The sequence below is a fragment of the Cellulophaga sp. HaHaR_3_176 genome, from assembly GCF_019021925.1.
GTDB lineage: Bacteria > Bacteroidota > Bacteroidia > Flavobacteriales > Flavobacteriaceae > Cellulophaga.
Window position 1 is genome coordinate 3,419,347 of record NZ_CP058990.1, and the last position, 19,568, is coordinate 3,438,914.

General features: G+C 31.4%; 17 protein-coding genes. 3 read left to right on the top strand and 14 right to left on the bottom strand.

Features of this window, described 5'->3' with window-relative positions; genetic code table 11:
• Positions 1 to 2 precede the first annotated feature (2 nt).
• Entirely contained in the window at positions 3 to 3,611 is a 3,609-nt protein-coding gene (locus H0I23_RS15035) for a M1 family aminopeptidase (RefSeq protein WP_216784104.1), read from the top strand.
• A gap of 181 nt (positions 3,612 to 3,792) precedes the next feature.
• On the opposite strand, the gene H0I23_RS15040 is transcribed toward H0I23_RS15035, so the two are convergent.
• The 8 genes from H0I23_RS15040 to hemA form a co-directional block, all read right to left on the bottom strand.
• Positions 3,793 to 4,179: a YchJ family protein gene (locus H0I23_RS15040; protein WP_216784105.1), complete on the bottom strand. Its 387-nt coding sequence runs from the start codon at positions 4,177 to 4,179 to the stop codon at positions 3,793 to 3,795.
• A 67-nt stretch (positions 4,180 to 4,246) separates the two neighbouring features.
• A complete protein-coding gene (locus H0I23_RS15045) occupies positions 4,247 to 4,828 on the bottom strand; it encodes an RluA family pseudouridine synthase (RefSeq protein WP_371736642.1) in 582 nt (193 codons plus the stop codon).
• A 298-nt stretch (positions 4,829 to 5,126) separates the two neighbouring features.
• The gene (gene hemF / locus H0I23_RS15050; protein ID WP_216784106.1) at positions 5,127 to 6,029 is read right to left on the bottom strand and encodes an oxygen-dependent coproporphyrinogen oxidase; all 903 of its coding nucleotides are present in this window, start codon (positions 6,027 to 6,029) and stop codon (positions 5,127 to 5,129) included.
• On the bottom strand, positions 6,019 to 6,555 hold the full coding sequence (locus tag H0I23_RS15055) for a GNAT family N-acetyltransferase (RefSeq protein ID WP_216784107.1): 537 nt from the start codon (positions 6,553 to 6,555) through the stop codon (positions 6,019 to 6,021). The genes hemF and H0I23_RS15055 overlap by 11 nt, the downstream gene beginning before the upstream one ends.
• Positions 6,556 to 6,597: 42 nt before the next feature.
• On the bottom strand, positions 6,598 to 7,362 hold the full coding sequence (locus H0I23_RS15060) for an EI24 domain-containing protein (RefSeq protein ID WP_216784108.1): 765 nt from the start codon (positions 7,360 to 7,362) through the stop codon (positions 6,598 to 6,600).
• 60 nt (positions 7,363 to 7,422) lie between these two features.
• Positions 7,423 to 8,448, bottom strand: a complete 1,026-nt coding sequence (gene hemE, locus H0I23_RS15065) for a uroporphyrinogen decarboxylase (RefSeq protein ID WP_216784109.1) — start codon at positions 8,446 to 8,448, stop codon at positions 7,423 to 7,425.
• Positions 8,449 to 8,460: 12 nt separating this feature from the next.
• Positions 8,461 to 10,038 carry a hydroxymethylbilane synthase gene (gene hemC, locus H0I23_RS15070; protein WP_216784110.1) on the bottom strand — a complete coding sequence of 526 codons (1,578 nt, stop codon included), beginning with the start codon at positions 10,036 to 10,038 and terminating at the stop codon, positions 8,461 to 8,463.
• On the bottom strand, positions 10,035 to 11,291 hold the full coding sequence (gene hemA / locus H0I23_RS15075; RefSeq protein ID WP_216784111.1) for a glutamyl-tRNA reductase: 1,257 nt from the start codon (positions 11,289 to 11,291) through the stop codon (positions 10,035 to 10,037). The genes hemC and hemA overlap by 4 nt, the downstream gene beginning before the upstream one ends.
• A 203-nt stretch (positions 11,292 to 11,494) precedes the next feature.
• On the opposite strand from hemA, the gene H0I23_RS15080 reads away from it, so the two are divergent.
• A complete protein-coding gene (locus H0I23_RS15080) occupies positions 11,495 to 12,385 on the top strand; it encodes a helix-turn-helix transcriptional regulator (RefSeq protein WP_216784112.1) in 891 nt (296 codons plus the stop codon).
• 85 nt (positions 12,386 to 12,470) lie between these two features.
• Positions 12,471 to 13,262 carry a ThuA domain-containing protein gene (locus tag H0I23_RS15085; protein WP_216784113.1) on the top strand — a complete coding sequence of 264 codons (792 nt, stop codon included), beginning with the start codon at positions 12,471 to 12,473 and terminating at the stop codon, positions 13,260 to 13,262.
• A 47-nt stretch (positions 13,263 to 13,309) separates the two neighbouring features.
• Here H0I23_RS15085 and H0I23_RS15090 read toward each other — a convergent pair whose 3' ends face one another.
• The 6 genes from H0I23_RS15090 to H0I23_RS15115 all read right to left on the bottom strand — a co-directional run bounded on the left by H0I23_RS15090 (position 13,310) and on the right by H0I23_RS15115 (position 19,522).
• Positions 13,310 to 14,149 (bottom strand): N-acetylmuramoyl-L-alanine amidase-like domain-containing protein, encoded by an 840-nt coding sequence (locus tag H0I23_RS15090; RefSeq protein ID WP_216784114.1) that lies wholly within the window; start codon positions 14,147 to 14,149, stop codon positions 13,310 to 13,312.
• Between the two features lie 8 nt (positions 14,150 to 14,157).
• Positions 14,158 to 14,988 carry an ATP-binding cassette domain-containing protein gene (locus H0I23_RS15095; RefSeq protein ID WP_216784115.1) on the bottom strand — a complete coding sequence of 277 codons (831 nt, stop codon included), beginning with the start codon at positions 14,986 to 14,988 and terminating at the stop codon, positions 14,158 to 14,160.
• A 3-nt stretch (positions 14,989 to 14,991) separates the two neighbouring features.
• Positions 14,992 to 15,762 (bottom strand): ABC transporter permease, encoded by a 771-nt coding sequence (locus H0I23_RS15100; protein WP_216784116.1) that lies wholly within the window; start codon positions 15,760 to 15,762, stop codon positions 14,992 to 14,994.
• A gap of 88 nt (positions 15,763 to 15,850) precedes the next feature.
• A complete protein-coding gene (locus H0I23_RS15105) occupies positions 15,851 to 17,665 on the bottom strand; it encodes an OmpA family protein (RefSeq protein WP_216784117.1) in 1,815 nt (604 codons plus the stop codon).
• A gap of 24 nt (positions 17,666 to 17,689) precedes the next feature.
• A complete protein-coding gene (locus H0I23_RS15110; RefSeq protein ID WP_216784118.1) occupies positions 17,690 to 18,811 on the bottom strand; it encodes a hypothetical protein in 1,122 nt (373 codons plus the stop codon).
• Between the two features lie 15 nt (positions 18,812 to 18,826).
• Positions 18,827 to 19,522, bottom strand: a complete 696-nt coding sequence (locus H0I23_RS15115) for a hypothetical protein (RefSeq protein WP_216784119.1) — start codon at positions 19,520 to 19,522, stop codon at positions 18,827 to 18,829.
• Positions 19,523 to 19,568 lie beyond the last annotated feature (46 nt).

Here is a 19,568-nt window from a genome sequence, read left to right on the forward strand (position 1 = left end):
TTATGAAAGAAATATTCTTATTTGAACTAAAGTATAGGTTAAGAAGGCCTGTGACATACATTTACATTTTTGCAATGTTTATTATTCCATTGCTAATATCGCTTTTCATGACAGAGTCAGTAACAGCACAATTTGTTAACAGTCCAAACTCTATTAGAGGTGTTTTGGGTGGCCTGTCTACAATTTGCCTGTTTTTTTATGCGTCAATTATGGGTGTTGCAGTTTATAGAGATGAAGACCATAATACAGCACAAACATATTTTACATTTCCGATTACCGAAAAAGATTATATTATAGGACGTTTTTTTGGCAGTTTTACCATTTTAATTTTGATCAATATAGGTGCTGTACTAGGTACTATGGTAGGATTTGGAATTGGTGCAATTTGGAACAGACCTGAGTTTGGTACTTATACGGATTTTAATTTTTGGTCTTACTTTCTTCCGTTCTTATATTTTATGATGATAAACGCTTTTTTTATAGGTAGTTTATTTTTTAGTTTGATGACATTTTTCAAGAAAATGTCAATTTTGTATCTAGGCGGAATCGTTATTCTAATTCTTACAATTTTATCGGGTCAGCTTCTATCAAATTTAGATTATGATTGGTTAAGTATTTATGTTGATCCATTTGGAGAATTAACTAATGAATATTTAACAAAGTATTTTTCAATTGATGAGTTAAACACAAACCAACTTTCATTAACGGGTAAGTTTGCAATAAATAGGTTGCTATGGTTGGGTTTAGGAGTGCTAATTTTTTTAATTACACTTTTTAAATTTTCATATGATAGTTTTTTAAATACATCTAAACAGAAGAGTGTAAAAGAAGATAAAGGAAAATACATTCAATCAACAACAAGCTCTACAGTATCTCAAGTTTTTAATTCAAATTCACAATTAAAAAATCTTTTATCCTTAAGTAAAATAGAGTTTTTATCAATAGTTAAAGAAACTGTTTTTGTGGTTTTAATTATTATTGGTGTAATAGTAGCAAGTTTAATTACTTATTTTAATACGCAACTGCAGGGTACTCCTTCTTTACCTTTAACACGGTACATGGTTAGCAATATATCAGGTGGTTTATCTATATTATCGACTATTATTTTAATTATATATTCTGGCGAAGCAGTACATAGGACAAGAAAAAACAAAACATTCGAATTTTATGATGCATTACCTGTAAGCGATTTTACATTATATTTTTCTAAAATCATTTCTTTAGTTGGTGTTGCATTTGTTTTAACACTATTAAATATCTTGATCGGTATATTATATCAAACATTTAATGGCTATTTTAATTATGATTTAGGAATGTATGTGATTGGTAACTTTACAGTGGCTTTTCCGAGTTATATAATTGTACTACTTTTTTCATTTTTCATTCATGTTTTACTTAATAATAAATTTTTAGCTCACTTTGTTGTGGCTATCTTTTATTTGGGTTTACCGATATTATTAGGGTTAGCATTTAAAAGTTCAAATCCACTTTTAATTTTAGGCCGAACAGTTGATGGTTTTGTAAGTGATTTAAATGGTTTTGGTCATTATATAAAAGGCACATTTTGGATGAATCTCTATTGGATATTGTTTGCTTTAATATTTGCAGTAATTGGCAAGATTTTTTGGAACCGTGGTTTTCAGGCTTCAACTAAAGAACGTTTTGAATTAGCAAAAAAACGTTTTGTAGGAAAAACAATTGCATATACATTATTTTCAATTTTGGCATTTGCCTCTGTAGGAGCTTACAGTTATTATAATTTAAAAGTTTTAAACAAATTAGAAGATGGTGATTATAGTGAAAAACTTGCGGCAGATGCAGAAAAAAAATATGGAAAATATATTGATAAACCTCACATTCAAGTTTTAGATTTAAAAGCTTTCATTGATATTTTTCCAGAAGATAGAAGCGTAAATGCAAGAGGAGAATTTAAGGTTGCTAATAAGTTTGATGTGCCTTTAGATACGTTATTAATGGAAGTTAAATTTCCAATTTATGATACTAGAATTTCGAAAGTAGTTTATAACGGTATAGAGCTAAAGCCATTTTTGTCAGACGACGACTATCGAATGTATATATATAAATTACCTCATACATTACAACCTAAAGATACTGCAGACTTGGTAATAGAAACTGAAGTTAAAACCCATGGTTTTACGGTAGATAGAGAAACTCAAGTTTTAGATAATGGATCATTTTTTACAGATGCAATCTTTCCATCTTTTCATTACGAGCGAGCTTTAAGTGAAAACGGTGTCCGAAAAAAATATAATTTAGAAGAGTTGGATTTTTTAAATGCACCTCGAACAGATAGTTTGGCGCTTAAAAAGAATCTTTTTAATGAAGATGGAGACTATATAACTTTTGAAGCTACTGTAAGTACTAAAAAAGGACAAACGGCTTTAGCACCAGGTGTTTTACAAAAAAAATGGGAAGAAAATGGACGTGATTATTTTCATTATAAGTTAAAGGGAAAAAGTGATTATTTTTTCAGTTTTGTTTCTGCCGAATATGATATTGAAAGAGCTACTTGGATAGCTGAAAGTGGGAAGAAAGTTAATATTGAAATTTACCATTCTGCAAAGCATAAAAGAAACCTTGAACATTTTATAAAAGGAGTTAAAGTAGCATTAGATTATAATTCTAAAAATTATTTTGAATACCCTTATTCTGTAATTAGAGTTATTGAATTTCCTGCACATACAAATTTTGCACAATCTTTCGCTACTACAATTCCATATTCTGAAGATTTTGGTTTTGTTGCTGATTTTTCAAAGATTGAAAGTTATAATTATGCATTTAGGGTAACTTCTCATGAAGTTGCACATCAATGGTGGGGTCATATTGTAACACCAAGTAAAACAACGGGCGGAAATATTATATCTGAAACCTTAGCGGAATATGCATCTTTAATGACCATGAAACAGGAGTATGGTGAAAACGGGATTAAAGCATTCTTAAAAAACTCTTTGGATTCATATCTGAGAAGTAGACAGTATAGTTTTAAACCAGAACGCTCGTTAATGGATATAGAAACTGGTCGGTATATTTTGTATGAAAAAGGTTCAATGATTATGTATGACTTACAAGATGTAATTGGAGAAAGTATTGTTAATAATGGACTCCGAAATTTTTTAGAAGAATTTAAGTATAACGAAAAAGGTTACTATGCAACATCTGAAGATTTATATAAAGCAATATATGCAGTTACTCCAGACTCATTAAAATACAAAGTTAATGATGGTTTTAAAGAAATTGTACTTTACGAAAACAGAGTCTTAGATGCAAAAACCAAAAAGTTAGAGAATAATAAATGGGAAACAACATTTAAGCTAAACTCTAAAAAAATATATTACGATAATAAAGGCAAAGAGAAAAATGTAGATGAAGCAACTAATTTGGTTGATATTGGCTTATTTGGCGAAGACATCATTAATGACGATGGTATTGCTATCAAAAACCCTTTTTATTTTAAATTAAAGTGGCTTAAACCAGGTGATAATACATTTACTATTGTAACAGATGAAAAGCCTTTAAAAGCGGGAATAGATCCTTACAATAAGCTAATAGATCGTAACTCTGATGATAACTTAAAACCAGTTGAAGAATAAGATTATTTAAAATAAAAGAAAAAGCGATAAATGACATTATCGCTTTTTCTTTTAAGTTTTTTTTAAACTTAAAATTTATATAAAATACTTAAAGTATCTGAAATGCAGTATTTTGTGTGATATATTAAAAATTATATACCGATTGATATTTTATTTAAATTTATGTAATTGTAAATTAATTTTAATTAGCTAAACCAACATACATCCAATTACCATTATCTTTTTCAAATGCAGATTTTTCGTGTATTATTTCCACATTTCCATTTTCGAAATAATACGCATTAAAAGTTACAGTTCCTTCAGTATCACTTTTAAATCCTTTCGTTTTATTTAAAATTTCTAAACGAATCCAGTTTACGGATTTTGCCCAATTTTCAATACTATTTTTCTCTTTTATAGGGCGAGTTTTTTGGTGATGACTATTCATTAAATAATCACCATTTGCCATTGTAAATGCAGTATATCTAGAACGCATTAATTGCTCAGCAGTTTCAACTAATGTTATGTTATCGTGTGCTACTTTACAACAATCGGTATATTTTATATTCGATCCGCATGGGCAATTCATTGAGTTATAATTTTAAGGGTATTTAATTTTTTATATTTAACAGAAAAAAGCAGCTATCATATTATTGTTATTTAGTGAGTGATTCACCAAATAAGCGTTTAAATTTTTTGGGTAACTCAGCTTCTAATATTATTTTTTTTTGGGTAACTGGGTGTGTAAATTGTAATTTACTAGCATGAAGGTATAAGCCGTTTCCTTTAGCAATTAAGTCTTCAATCCCATAATCAATATCACCAAAAATTGGTGTTCCTATACTAGCTAAGTGTTTTCTTAATTGGTGTCTTCTTCCTGTCTTAGGGTTTAATTCTATTAAGTTTAAAAAATTATACCGATCAGATTTTAAGCTTATTAATAGCTTATATTCTGAGATGGATTCTTTATCATCAATTGGTGTGTTTATTATTCCTTCAGACATCATTTTACCTTGTGTAACAGCAATATATTTTTTTTGTATTTGTTTATACTCAAACATATGCTTTAATGCGATAACGCAACTAGCTGTTTTTCCTATAATTAATAAGCCCGTGGTGGGGTAATCTAATCTGTGAACTGGTAAAGGATTAAGTAAAGCATCAGGTTCTTCACTTTTCGATAAATTAAAAGGTAATGAATTTTCTAAAGTTTGAAACTTGTTACCACTAACCAACAATCCTGCAGGTTTGTATACTACTGCTAGATAATTATCCTCATAAACAATGTCAAGAGAAAGTTTAAAAACTGGCTTGGTGTCTATTAATCCAAATAATTCAATTTTTTCTCCTCCATTTAGTAAAGTCGCTGTTTGAGCTATATTACCATTTACTTTTACGTATTTTTTTTTAATGGCTTTTTTTATACCAGCACGGCTAGGTATGCTAACAAAAATTGTTCGCGCATAGTCAGATAACCTGATTGGTATATTTTGTATTGGAACAATATGTGTTTCTTTTAGTCTGATATAGTAGGTTTTAAACCCAGTCTTTAGGTGTCTCTAAGACTTTAATTAGTTTTTCTTCTTCACTACCTTCTTTTGGATGATGATCATATACCCATTGTACTTGCGGAGGAAGACTCATTAAAATACTTTCAATCCTTCCGTTAGTTTTTAGGCCAAATAAAGTTCCTTTATCATGTACTAAATTAAACTCAACATAACGACCACGACGAATTTCTTGCCATTTTTTTTGTTCAGTAGTAAACTCAATGACTTTTCGTTTTTCAACAATTGGCACATAGGCTTCTAAAAAGCTGTTTCCTACTTCTGTAACAAAATTGTACCAATCTTGCATTTTCATCTCGTTAGTGGCTTTGCAGTAGTCAAAAAAGAGTCCTCCTAAGCCACGAGCTTCATTACGGTGTGCATTCCAAAAATACGTGTCACATTTTTTCTTATATGTTTTATGAAATTCTGAACTATGTAAATCACACGCTTTTTTACATATTGAGTGAAAATGTATAGCATCATCATCAAATAAATAATAAGGAGTTAAATCTTGTCCTCCGCCAAACCATTGATCTACAATGTTTCCTTCTTTATCATACATTTCAAAATATCTCCAATTGGCATGAACTGTTGGTACCATTGGATTTTTAGGGTGTAGTACTAAGCTCAATCCACATGCAAAAAAATCAGCATCTTTTACGCCAAAGTAATTTTGCATACTTTCAGGTAGTGCTCCATGAACACCAGAGATATTTACGCCACCTTTTTCAAAAACAGCCCCGTTTTCTATAACACGAGTTCTTCCTCCACCACCTTCAGGTCGTTTCCAAATATCTTCTTTAAATTTAGCTTCACCATCAACTTCTTCTAATTTAGCTGTAATAGTGTCTTGTAATTTTTGAATGTATGCGTAAAATTTATCTTTCATGATATAATTCATAAAGCTCCATATCTAGAGGTTCTTCATTAGGTGGAGTATGTTCTTTTAATAATGTTTTTGACCATTTGTAGCCACAATTTTTAGCAACAACAACACTGCCTAAATTAGTTTTGTGAGCTATAATTTCTAACGTGTTAAGGTGCATTTCATTAAAAGCCCAATCAGAAATATACTGAACGGTTTTTGTTGTAATGCCTTTTCCTTCATATTGATAACCTATACAATACGCTAGTTCTCCAGTTTTTTTATTCCAATCTATTTTTTTTAAATATATAAGGCCAATTATAGATCTGTCTTCTTTTTCTTTTAAAGTAAATAGAAACTCAATTTTATTTTCATATTGCTTCACTTTTTGAGTGACAAAAATCTCTGAAAGTGCAGGTGTTAAGTTTGATTCAAGTGTTGTTGGAAAATAACGTTTTAATCGATCTGAATTTGACACTGCAAAATTGCAAATACGCCAGCCATCTTTTTTCGAAATGCCTTCAATTGTAAATGATTCGTTATCGAGCATTGTATTTAATGATTTTTAGTAAAGACTATAAATGTATGTTTGCTACGCTTCTATAGTTTTTTCTTCTAATTGCTTATTTTGTATTATACCAATTGTTTTAATTGATGCTGCTGTAACTGATAGCGGTAAAACTAAAATTATACCTATAAATGGTATGAATAAAAATAACATAAAAATTATTCCATTACCAATAGCGATGCCTTTATTTTTTCGAACAAACTCAATACTATCTTTAAAGTTAAAATGCCTTTCTAATGTATAATCCATACTACCAAACCCAGCATAATAAGCTTGTAAAAGAAATAAAACAATTGCTGAAAATATATTTATAACAGGTATTAACTTAAGTAATAGTAAAGGGACTGTGTATAAAAGTTCTTTACCTAAATTTCGAACATTTATCCGTATGCCTCGCCAGAGCTGATCTTTGAAGGATGTTTTTTTGTGCTCATGATTTTCTACCCCTGTTAAATGAGCTTCAATTTTTTCTGATACAGGACTCATAAATGGCGCTGATAACGCCATTACAATGTGTTTGTATAGAATAAAGCCAATAACAAGTATTATTAAGGCACTAAATAAAGTAGATATTGAGGCAAATGTTTCTTTGCCAAAATCCCAAGTCCATAATGTTGCTATAAAACTACCAAAACTACTAGATAATTTCCATGCTGTTATGCTTATTAGGGTGGCTGTTAGTAAACTAATAACCATCGGTATAAAAAAATATTTCCATAGTTTAAGCTCTTTCATTAGCTTAAAAGTGCCAGAATATGATTTTATACCTAATAGAATATTTTTAAACATGTGTTTACTTTTAAAGATATAATACTATTCTCTTTCAATTATTTAATTGAAAGAGAATGCTTATCCTTTATACTCCTTAACAGCGTCTATAAATGCTTTTGCGTTTTCAACAGGTATATTTGGTAGAATTCCATGACCTAAATTTACCACATATTTATCTTTGCCAAATTCGTTTATCATCTGCGTAACCATACGTTTAATGTCTGCTGGTGGAGATAATAAACGTGCAGGATCAAAATTACCTTGTAATGTAATGTTTCCACCTGTTAAATAGCGAGCATTACGAGCAGAGCATGTCCAATCAACACCTAAAGCTGATGCTCCTGATTTTGCCATGTCACCTAAAGCGAACCAGCATCCTTTACCAAAAACGATAACAGGAGTTTCATCTTTTAAAGCATCAATTATTTGTTGAATATATTTCCAAGAAAACTCAGCATAATCTGTTGGGGAAAGCATTCCTCCCCATGAATCAAAAACTTGAACAGCATTTACACCAGCTTTTACTTTAGCTTTTAAATATGCTATAGTTGTATCTGTAATTTTTTGAAGTAATTGATGCGCAGCCATGGGTTGTGTAAAACAAAATTCTTTTGCTTTGTCAAATGTTTTGCTTCCTTGCCCTTGTACACAATAGCAAAGTATAGTCCATGGAGAACCCGCAAAACCAATTAAAGGAACTTCATCATTCAATTTTTCCTTTGTTGCTTTTATGGCTTTCATTACATAATCTAATTCCACATTTACATCAGGAACTAGTACGTTATCTACATCTTTTTGAGTACGAATTGGATTTGGTAAATAAGGACCAAAATCGGGTTTCATTTGTACTTCAATATTCATTGCCTGAGGAATGACTAAAATATCAGAAAATAAAATAGCAGCATCCATACCATATCGACGAATAGGTTGAACCGTAATTTCAGAAGCTAACTCTGGAGTTTGGCATCTAGTAAAGAAATCATATTCTTTTTTGATTTCCATAAATTCAGGTAAATACCTGCCTGCTTGGCGCATCATCCATACTGGTGGACGCTCAACAGTTTCTCCTTTTAATGCTCTTAAGAATAAATCGTTCTTTAACATATGTAATATATATTAGCTATTATATTTTTCGTTTACCAATTTTATCACACTTTCTACAGTTGGCATTTTTGAAATGCGAACGTCTTTAAAGTGTTTTTTAGCTTCTTCAGCTGTTGTTTCTCCTATGCAATATGCGATAATCTCTTTTGTGTTTTTCTGTATAAAACTTTGCACATTTGATGGGCTATAAAAAAGAACTCCTTCTACTGTTGCTTCAACCTCTATAGGTGATTGCTTCGTAGCATATGCTTCAATTTCGTTTAATGTAATTTTATTCTCTGATAAAATATCTGGTAACTCATCTAATCTAATGTCGCTACAAAAATAAGTAGCTTCAGTACCTTCTATATGATCAATTAAGTATGTAGCAAGGTCTTTAGCGGTAGCAGCAAAATGTGTTACTTTTCCGATTCTTTTTTCTATTAATCGTTTTGTTTTTCGACCTACACAATAGATATTTTTGAATTGTAACTCATCAGGACTAATGCTTGCTAATATTGATTCAACAGCATTTTGACTTGTGATAATTACGTTTTCTATTTTAGATTTTAAAACTAATCTAGGAATACGGTTTAAGCTAACTTGAATAAAATCTTCAGATGAAACAGAAGCTTTGTCAACAAAAAGAGCGACCTGATCAGGAGTCAATTTTTTAGTTGAAAATAATGTGTTTTGTATTTCTGTTCCAGAAATTTCACTCATTAAAAGTTTACCACCTCGACTAAAAATACGTTCAGCACATGCTTCTGCAAGCTTCTCATGCGCACCTACTTTAGATGTGAATTCAACTTCAATTCTTTTTTTGCCGTTAATACTTAACAACACGCCTTTAAGGGTTACGTTGTTATCTTTAATGTAGGCTAAAGCCCCTATTGGAGCAGTGCAACCACCTTCAAGTAAGTTTAAAAATTTACGCTCTATAGTTGTGCAAATTTCTGTATCGGTGTGGTTTAGCTCGGCACAGGCTTTTCTTGAAAATTCGTCATCTTCTAAGGCAACGATCATAATTGCGCCTTGTGCAGGAGCTGGTACCATCCAAGCTAATCCAATTGTGTCTTCAAATTCTAAACCAACACGTTCTAAACCAGCGGCAGCGAAAATTGCACCATTCCAATCATTGTTTTCAAATTTTTCTGCACGTGTTTGTACATTACCTCTTAAATCTACAACAGTATGGGTAGGGTATCTATTTAACCATTGTGCTTTTCTACGAAGGCTGCCTGTTGCAATTGTTGCGTTTGGTTGTGATAAAAACTCTTCATTATCTTTAAATGCAAGAATATCCATATAGTTCCCACGCTTTAGAACTGAAGCTTGAACAATACCTTTTGGTAAAACAGTTGGCACATCTTTCATAGAATGTACAGCAATGTCAATTTCACCTTTAAGCATAGCAATATCAAGGGTTTTTGTAAAAACACCAGTAATACCAAGTTCATGTAAAGGTTTGTCTAAAACAAGATCTCCCATTGATTTGACAGGAACTAATACCGATTGGTATCCTTGCTCTGATAATTGTTTTTTTACGGTATTTGCTTGCCATAGCGCTAATTCGCTATCACGTGTTCCAATACGGATTACTTTACTCATTTAGTCTCTAATTCTAATTGAAACACTTTTTGAATTAATGCAAGACTGTTGTCTGCATCAGTGTCTTCGCCTTTCAAGTGATTTGCGAATTGTTTAGTTATTTTTTGAATAATTCGCTCAGTAACAATATCTGCTTGAGCTGAATTAAAATCGGTAAGTTTTTTACTTTGAAAGTCGAGTTCTTCGTCTTTCATAGTTTTTAATTTTTTCTTTAAAGCCTTTATAACAGGAGCGAATTTTCTAGTTTCCAACCACTGAATAAATTCATTTTTTATATGCTCGTTAATTGCTTCGGCTTCAGGGATAAATTGCTTTCTTTTTTCTAAAGTTTCATCTGTTATTTGCGATAACTGGTCTAAATGCACCACGGTTACATTTGGTAAATTTGCAACATCATCTGAAACATTTTTAGGAATAGATAAATCTAATATTAAAAGCGGCTTTTTTGTATAGATTAATTCTTTTGATATGGTTGGAGATTGCGCTCCAGTTGCAACAATAAGCACATCGGTATTGCGAATTTCTGCTTGTAAATCACCATAGTCTTTTACGACTAGGTTAAATTTTCCAGCAATTTTTTCAGCTTTATCCTTTGTTCTATTTATAAGTGTAATGTGTGAATTATTGGTGTGTTTAATTAAATTCTCACATGTGTTTCTTCCTATTTTTCCTGTTCCGAAAAGTAAAATGTTTTTATCTGAAATATCAGTAACATTTTTAAAAATATATTGAACAGAAGCAAAAGCTACAGATGTAGCACCAGAAGATATTTCAGTATCATTCTTAATTCTTTTACTCGCTTGAATTACAGAGTTGCAAAGTCTTTCTAAAAAAGGATTTGCAAGTTGGTGTTTTTTTGAACGCGTAAAGCTTTGACGTAATTGGCTAATAATTTCAAAATCACCCAATATTTGACTGTCTAAACCAGTTCCAACTCTAAACAAATGACTTATAGCATCATTGTTTTTGTATACATAAGCAACTTCTTGAAATTCTTCAACAGTACCAATAGTATTATCACATAAAAGTTTGATTAACTGAAAAGGGTGTTGAGCAAAACCGTGTAATTCAGTACGATTACAAGTAGAAGTAACTAGTAAGCCATCAAGGCCTTGATCCTTAGCTTGAATAAGCAAAGTTTCCATGGTCGCTTCTTCTAAGCTGAATTTTCCTCGAACTTCTGCATCTGCCTTTTTGTAATTAAGACCTATGGTATAAAACGAGTTGTGTTTCGAAATGTGGTAATCTTTCATCTAATTTGAACAATCGAGCACAAAAATAGAATCACTAAACCGATAAAAATAACGCTAGAGGAACAATAAGTAACGATTCAAGTTTTTTTCTCTTTATTTGATTACTAATATACTTAAATATCTTAATTTTGTAGGAATTGTAAGGCTTTCTAATTAATTTATTTAGAATGTTTCTAAATAAATTAATCGTTAAACTGTGAATTATGGAAGATAAAAGTACCGCTAAAGGTTCATTTGAAGAAGTTTTAATTGATGAAGGTTTTTTTGTTTTGAAAATTCAGAACGATGATGCTCATACTCAAAAAGTTAGCAGAGAAATAGATAGCTCTTTTATTCAATTTCATTTTTGTTTAAAAGGTAGTGCTAAGTTTATTTTTAATGATGGTAGGTATGCATTAGAAGTTTCAGAAGAAAATTCTCTTTTATTGTATAATACTCAAATAGATTTACCTTTAAATCTGGAGTTAAACCCTAACTCATGGTTAGTTTCAGTAGTAATGACGATCAGAAAATTTCATTCTCTATTTTCTAGAGAAGCTGATTACATTCCTTTTTTAAGTAAAGATAACAAGGATAAAAAATATTATAGCCAAGAAGGAGTTAGCCCTGCAATCGCTGTTATTTTAAGTCAGATGATGAATTATAACTTGCACCCATCAATTAAAGAGTTGTATATAAAGGGGAAAGTTTATGAGCTTATTTCTCTTTATTTTAATAAAAGTACAGATGCTGATATTGAACAATGTCCTTTTTTAGTTGATGAAGACAATGTGAGAAGAATTAGAAAGGCAAAAGAGATTATGATTTCGCGTATGGCTGAGCCTCCTACTTTAAATGAGCTATCTGATGAGATAGGCTTATCATTGAAAAAATTAAAAGAAGGCTTTAAGCAAATTTATGGAGACTCTGTTTTTAGTTTTTTATTTGATTATAAGATGGATTACGCCCGAAAAATGTTAGAAAGTGGGCAACATAATGTTAATGAGGTTGGTTTGAAAGTAGGGTATAGTACCGCAAGTCATTTTATAGCCGCTTTTAAGAAAAAGTACGGTACTACTCCTAAAAAATATTTAATGTCATTAGCAGGTTCTTAATTTTTTAAGATTATTTTAATGAATTAGAACATATTTGTTCTGCAGAATTGACGATATTTAGCATTTATTATATAATTTAAAAATTATGAAATTAGTTTATAAAGGCACATTTTTATTACTTTTTATTACTTTTTTGTCTTCATGTGCAGGCACTAAAGTAGATCAGCAAGTTGTTTTAAATCATCCTGAACCTTTGCGTATCTCCAAATCTAAATTAGAAGCTGTAAAGCCAAAAGTTTTAGTATTTTCAAAAACTGCTGGCTATAGACATGAGGCAATAGAAAAAGGAATATCAACAATCAGACAACTAGGAATTCAAGATAATTTTGAGGTTTCTCAGACAGAAGATTCTCTTCAATTTAATGCAGAAAATCTAAAAAAATACCAATTAGTTTTATTTTTAAGTACAACACAAGATGTATTAGGGCATGAACAGCAAGAAGCTTTCGAATCTTATATTCAGAATGGTGGGAGTTTCATGGGTGTACATGCTGCCACAGATACGGAATACGAATGGTCTTGGTATGGAGAATTAGTTGGAGCATATTTTTTAAACCATCCTGAGCAGCAAGATGCTAGAATTAATGTTTTAGATAATAATCATGAATCTACATCACATTTATCTGATACTTGGATGCATTATGATGAATGGTACAATTTCAAAAATATCAATCCAGATATTAATGTTGTATTAGAGTTAGATGAGTCTAGTTATATAGGTGGTAAAAATGGAGATAATCATCCAATAGCTTGGTACCATGAATTTGATGGTGGTAGATCTTTTTATACAGGATTAGGTCATACAAAAGAGTCTTATGATGACACTAATTTTAGAAAGCATTTATTGGGTGGAATCAATTGGTGTTTGAAGAGGTAGATTTTAAATTTTAAAAAAAGATAATTTCAAAAAGAGCAATATAGGTGTTAAAGTGGTCTTGCTACCATTATACCTGTATTGCTCTTTATTTTTTTTAAATAATCAACTAAAGGTACTTTAGAAAGTTTAACCTCACCTGTTGTTGAAGCGTGAAGCAAATGTATACGTCCATCTTTTTCTCTACTAGCAATACCAGTATGTGTTATGTCTAAGCCCTTTATAGATGTCGTTAGTGCTATAATGTCTCCTGATTGCATAAGTTGTTCATTTGCTGCAATCTGATCTTGTGGTAGTATGCAAATTTCTTTAGTGTTTAAATAGTTTTCAGACTCCTTTATCTTTTCGAAATTTGCATCGTTATCTTTTAAAAAAGGATATAAATCTCTATGCGTAGTCATGAAATTTATGGGTTTAGTGCTAATAGAACCTCCTATTTCTGAGGTAATATCAGTAACTAATTTTTTAGATTCATTATTTGCAATCCATTCAGAAAAGTAGTGTAATCGAGATGGGTAACCATTTAGGTTTCCATCTTTATACCGAATGGTTTTTAGAGTTTCTGTAAAAGTATCAAAATCAGTTTTTTCTTCTTTTAAAAGTAGTGTAAATGCCAAAACATTCTCTACAAAAGTAGTGCAATCTAACCCATGTAAGTTTATTACCAACGATTCTGTTTCACTTACTTCTAACGTTTGAGCAACATAAGGTGTGCCTAAAAATGTTTTGCCTACAGCAACCATGGTTTCGCCTAAATTAGTGGTTTGAATTTTGCTTAAAGAAGTGATTTTTTCATTAAATGCTTCTTTATCTTGAACAGAGCAAACTATGTTTTGCGAAAAACATGAAAATGCAATTAAACTTATAAGTGTGGTAAAAAATATCCTCATTGCTATTACTAAGGTTTTAGCATTACTGCTTTAATTTGTTTTACGATATCTAAATGGTCTAAGCCAAATTCTTTCCAAGCTAGCCCAATCTCTTTCATATCAAAATGTTTTATAATAGTACCGTAAGTCATTTTTTTACCATCAACTTCAGGGTATCCAATAACATAAATACTATCAGCAAGTTCTACAGCTAAGTCAATATCATGTGTAGAGTATATGATGGTATTAAACTCATGACTGTTTGTAATTAATTTAAATGCTTTTTTTACATCTTCAATATTACCAACATCTAAACCAGAAAAAGGTTCATCTAAAACCATGTAGTGACCTGAAGAAAAAATCTGCTCAATAATAGCAGTTCTTTGTCTTTGCCCTCCAGAAAGTTCACATGGGTATTGGTCTTTTGCGGCTTCTAAACCCCAATCTTTTAGGTATCGTATAATTTGTTTATGTTTAGCTTCTTTCGGTATTTCTTTTTTGCGAAGAGCAAAAAGTAGCGCCTCGTAAACTGTTTTGTTTCTGAATAGCGTGTATTTTTGATCTACAAACCCTATATCACCTTCATAAACTTCTTTAGCGTCATTTCTAGCATCAGTAGTACTAGTATTTGCAATCAACACTTTACCGGTTGTTGGTTTTACTAAACCAGTAAGCGCTCTAAAAAATGTAGATTTTCCTGTTCCTGAGCGTCCTACAACAGCTATAACTTGTCCTGTAGTTTCATTATCTCTAATAACATCTTTTTCTACAAGGTTAATATCTTTAATTATTGTTTTATCACCATAGGCAACGCTAAGGTTTTCAACATAGAGTAATGTATTTTCGCTAGTATAATTCATCTGCTATATTTTTGAGTATCTGAAAAAGCTTTTTCTTAGGTAGTCTAAGACAAAGTCAATAAAAAGGCCAACTAATAGAATTACAATTTGCAATGCAATTATTCTACCATGATTCATGAATTTATCAGAGTTTTTAATTAAAAACCCTAATCCACCAGCTGCTACTAAAATAGATTCAACCGTAACAAGCATCATCCAAACAATAGCTAAATTTTGGCGAATTACATCAATTACATAATCAATACGACCTTTGATTACTACTTCCCATAAAACTTCCCATCTATTACACCCAAGTGATCTAGCGTGGTCAAATTCTTCTTGAGATATTGAGTTTACCATACTTAAAAGAGATGTAGTTAGGTAGGTACTCATAAAAACTACTAAAACCCAAATTTGCATTGTTCTTGCATCACTAATTAAAATTGCTAAATAAAATGTAATACCTGTTAGTGGCAAATATCTTAATTTACTTAAAGCTCTGGCTACAGGGTTAATTAATGGTATTGTAGATAAATAGCTAAATGTTAAAGATATAATTATAGCAATAATAATTGCAGAAAAGCATAGCAATAAAGAGCTGCCTATGTGAACAACAAGGCCTTCGTTATAAAGTTCAATAAAACCTTGTAACACTTGCTGAGGAGAGGGAAAAAGGTGTGTTTCTCCCATGCTTGATACAAACCAAATTCCGAATACAGCAATAATCCATCCAAGCATTATTAATAGCTTGGTGTTTTTGCCAATATTTTCAAAAGGAGTAAATATGTTTTTCATATTAAGTAAGAGTTAATCTAAAAAAACAAAGCCGCACCAAAATGATATTTAAGATTGGAGCGGCTCAGTTTATTCTAAAATTGATTTTTTATTTTAAAAGCACAATAACTACTCTTCGGTTTTTGGCTCTACCGTTGTTGGTTGTATTGCTTGCAATAGGCTCATCTTCACCTTTTCCAATAACAGTTTGAAAACGAGATTGAGGAATTCCTTTACTTCTTAAGAAGTTAACTACAGCTTGAGCTCTTTTTTGAGACAAATCGTAATTAGTATTACTTGATCCAGTATCATCTGTATGCCCTTCTAAGCTTAACTTAGTATCTTCAGCCTGAATTAGTAGGTTGTATATAGATTCTAATGTGCTTTGTGAAGAACTTGAAATGTTTGCACTACCAGTATCAAAACTAATATTCCATTCTCCTGATGCCATTACCTCACTTGCTTCTTTACTATAATCAGCTTTGTAAGCTGTACCAGATTCAATATCATTAATGTTTTTTATAAAGTATAAGTTTACAGCTTCATCATAAGGCACTATACGCTTAACAAACTCGTTAAATCCGAAAGGGTTAAGTTCTTTAAGGTAGCTTGAAACTTGGTTGTAAACAGCTTTATATCTGTTGGTACCATCAGTAATACCGTAATACTGCATAACATCAGAATAATTGAAAACTCTTGAACCTCCCATGTTGTAGTCAATTCCGTTTTTGCTTCCTTTCTGACCTTTAAACATATCATACCAGTACTTAGCGCTTTCTAAGTCATAAGTTTCAGCTACTGCTTCTGAAGCTCTTATTTGCCACTCATCATACTGTTTCATTTGGTTTGAAGCAGTTAAAGCAGATTTAAGAATATTACTTACAATTTGTGGGTGTTGAACAGACCATTCTTTTACAGCAATTACAGTAGTTGCCATTTGGTTGTTAAATTCTTTTGTTGAAGCAACATCAGTGAAACCACTTAAAGCATCAAAAACCATTTTATCACCTGGAGTCCAAGTTGCACAACCGTCAATTTTTTTATTGATTGTTTTACCAGTTAATTTACCATTTTTAACTTCTTTTAAAGGAACTGTCCATCCCGATTTTTGAGACTTAATTAACTCTTCAGCAGATTTGATGTAATCATCATCTTGAGAAGGGTAGAAGTTCACTGCATCAGGATCGTATGTGTTAGAATCTGGATTTACTTTAAGTCCGTTTGCGAAAGCATAGTTAAGCGCAGTAACCCAATCTCCATCACCTAAAACAGTAGAAATTAAAGCACCTTTCATGCTCTTTGGATCAACTTTCCAGCTTGGTGGGCCAATTAATTTATCTTCACCATAACTAATACCTACAGCACCAACTACTTGTACGTGGTATTTGTCTTTACCAAACTTGTCGTCTAAAGCTTGTTGCATTGTACTAATGTAAAATGGAGCACCATCGCCCATCATTATAATAGCAAAAGCACTTTTGTCAGCATCTGGATATTCTTCACCACGGTCAAATTCTTCAACAAATTTCATTTGCATATTACGAAGCTCCGAAAGCCAATCTTGACGAATTATTTCAAGATTAACACCGTTTTGCTCCATTAAAGAGCCTTTAGTTGTTTTAGGGCCTCCATTTGCAACAATTATTCCTGATTGCGCATTCCAAGCATAAGCAGCAATACGAACTAGTGGTTTATTATTAACCTCATTCGATGTGCTAGTTGAAGGTAATGGTAACTTATCAGAAGTAATAACATTATTAACTTCGTTTTTATCAACATTTATACCATCTAGTACTTTTGCCTCACCAACTCTTAGGCCAGGTGCAAAGTAATAAACAGCAGTAAGTATAGCACTTAATAAGACGACTACAATTAACAACTCTGATAAGGTGGTCAGCTTTTTTGTTCGTAAAATTTTACCCATTTTTATTCTATTTATAGTTTATAATTAGTCAAACATTTTTCCAAATCCACCACTCTCTTGCTTATCTTCATTTGTAAGCTTGTAGTTAGGGTTGTTGTATTTTCCTGAATCAGGAATAAAATCTTTACCAGTTTTAATTTTATCAGCTAGCGTATCTAATTGAGAATATAACTCATCACTATCAACATCATATTTACTAGTTAACATATCTATATCAGATAAATTTTCTTGTGTTCTGGCAATGTCCATAGCAATAGTTTCGGTAATTACATCTAAAGCATATTCTAACTCCCAATCTTTTGTAAAATGCATAGCAGATTTAGCTCCTTCCGTTGCTTCTCTGGCAGATTTTGCAAAAGCATATTCTTTTTCTAGCATTTGTATGGTAACCTCAAAATCAGATATTTTAATATCGATAGCAGTACCTGCTAGAGTAAGTTTGCGATCTAATTTTCCCATAACATTAGCACGACTACCATATTTTTGAATAAAGCTTTTGCTTTGTTCTAATTGGTGCGTTACACGCTGAGATTCAGATAATTTCTTAGCTAATTTACTATGGTTCTCAACATACTCATCGGTATCTCTTCCTGCAGAGCCTTTCTCTGCGACGATGCGCTCCATTTCTGATTTAATTTTTTGTGCTTGCTTTTGTAGCATTAACACACGTTCTTGATATTCTCCAGCTTCTTTTTCAGCTTTATAAGATTCAGATTCCATGTTGCTTTTTAAAGCTTTGATTTTTGCTTTTGAGCCCTTAAAAACATTTCTGTTTTTAATCATTTTTTCTTTTTGCTCCTGTAACTCTCCAAAAGGATCATGTTTGATTAGAGATTTATGTAAACTTCTAGTCAATCTTCTTAATCCTTTAAATATAACCGGAAGCATCATAATTAAAAATATGATGAAAATGCCAACTCCTGCTAAAGCAATAACTTGCCCTAAGGCTGTAAAAAGTGGAGGTAAAATATAAACCCAAGCTCCATAACCTACAGCAGCAAAAAGGGCTAATTTTATCACTGTATTTAAACCTTTTTCACCATTTCTCCAGTTGTTTGGGTTTAAAGATATCTCACCCTTTTCGTCGTCAAAATGTTTTAAAATAGGTAAATCTAGTACATGACTTTTAGATTCTTCAATATTCATTTGGATGGTTGTTTATTATAGGTTTTGTTTAATACCGTCTACTACGACAGTAATGGTCTCAAGAATTTTATTTTTAGCGATGTTATTAGCAACTATTTTTTGTTCTATATCTGCTGTTTCAGATAATAGACCACTATCAATAGAGTTTAGCTGATTCTTCTTCTCACTAATTTTAGTCTGTAAAGTTAAAATTTGTTTTTCTAACTCAGATATTTCAGATGATAATATCTTTTTTTGACTTATTTGATTCGTCTGTATTTCTTCTCTTTTAGAGCTTCCTTTAGATTGGTACGACTCATGTACATTATTAATTTCTTTAATGTAAAATTCAGCACCATCTAAAAGTGATTTTTTCGAAACTTTAGAATCAACACTTTGAGCCATAGTTATGGCCATTTTATAAACACTAGCATCGTTTGAACCTACAGCTTTAATAGCTTTAAAGAATTCGTAAAAATCATATCCAGGTAAATTCAATGATTCAAAACCAGATTCATACATTTCTATAACATTGTTTAAAATGGAGTTATCTAAGCTAGAGGCTTCAACTTTAGTGTTTAGAGGTGGTGGAGTATCAGGAAATTTAGTGCTTGAACTTGTTACCTCTTTAGGGAAATCAGTTTTACTTGGGGCCGAAGTCTTTGTGTCTTCGGTTTGATTTACGTTATCATTTACAAATAGAGATTTCCAATTAAATTTTTCTTCTGCCATTTCAAGCTTTTTTTGATTTGTATCTTTTATTCAGAATAAAAGACTA

Excerpts from the sequence above, each read along its gene's own strand:
- H0I23_RS15035 (WP_216784104.1), top strand. The coding sequence starts at position 3 with ATGAAAGAAATATTCTTATTTGAACTAAAGTATAGGTTAAGAAGGCCT.
- H0I23_RS15040 (WP_216784105.1), bottom strand. The coding sequence starts at position 4,179 with ATGAATTGCCCATGCGGATCGAATATAAAATATACCGATTGTTGTAAA.
- hemF (WP_216784106.1), bottom strand. The coding sequence starts at position 6,029 with ATGAAAGATAAATTTTACGCATACATTCAAAAATTACAAGACACTATT.
- H0I23_RS15055 (WP_216784107.1), bottom strand. The coding sequence starts at position 6,555 with ATGCTCGATAACGAATCATTTACAATTGAAGGCATTTCGAAAAAAGAT.
- H0I23_RS15060 (WP_216784108.1), bottom strand. The coding sequence starts at position 7,362 with ATGTTTAAAAATATTCTATTAGGTATAAAATCATATTCTGGCACTTTT.
- hemE (WP_216784109.1), bottom strand. The coding sequence starts at position 8,448 with ATGTTAAAGAACGATTTATTCTTAAGAGCATTAAAAGGAGAAACTGTT.
- hemC (WP_216784110.1), bottom strand. The coding sequence starts at position 10,038 with ATGAGTAAAGTAATCCGTATTGGAACACGTGATAGCGAATTAGCGCTA.
- hemA (WP_216784111.1), bottom strand. The coding sequence starts at position 11,291 with ATGAAAGATTACCACATTTCGAAACACAACTCGTTTTATACCATAGGT.
- H0I23_RS15080 (WP_216784112.1), top strand. The coding sequence starts at position 11,495 with ATGGAAGATAAAAGTACCGCTAAAGGTTCATTTGAAGAAGTTTTAATT.
- H0I23_RS15085 (WP_216784113.1), top strand. The coding sequence starts at position 12,471 with ATGAAATTAGTTTATAAAGGCACATTTTTATTACTTTTTATTACTTTT.
- H0I23_RS15090 (WP_216784114.1), bottom strand. The coding sequence starts at position 14,149 with ATGAGGATATTTTTTACCACACTTATAAGTTTAATTGCATTTTCATGT.
- H0I23_RS15095 (WP_216784115.1), bottom strand. The coding sequence starts at position 14,988 with ATGAATTATACTAGCGAAAATACATTACTCTATGTTGAAAACCTTAGC.
- H0I23_RS15100 (WP_216784116.1), bottom strand. The coding sequence starts at position 15,762 with ATGAAAAACATATTTACTCCTTTTGAAAATATTGGCAAAAACACCAAG.
- H0I23_RS15105 (WP_216784117.1), bottom strand. The coding sequence starts at position 17,665 with ATGGGTAAAATTTTACGAACAAAAAAGCTGACCACCTTATCAGAGTTG.
- H0I23_RS15110 (WP_216784118.1), bottom strand. The coding sequence starts at position 18,811 with ATGAATATTGAAGAATCTAAAAGTCATGTACTAGATTTACCTATTTTA.
- H0I23_RS15115 (WP_216784119.1), bottom strand. The coding sequence starts at position 19,522 with ATGGCAGAAGAAAAATTTAATTGGAAATCTCTATTTGTAAATGATAAC.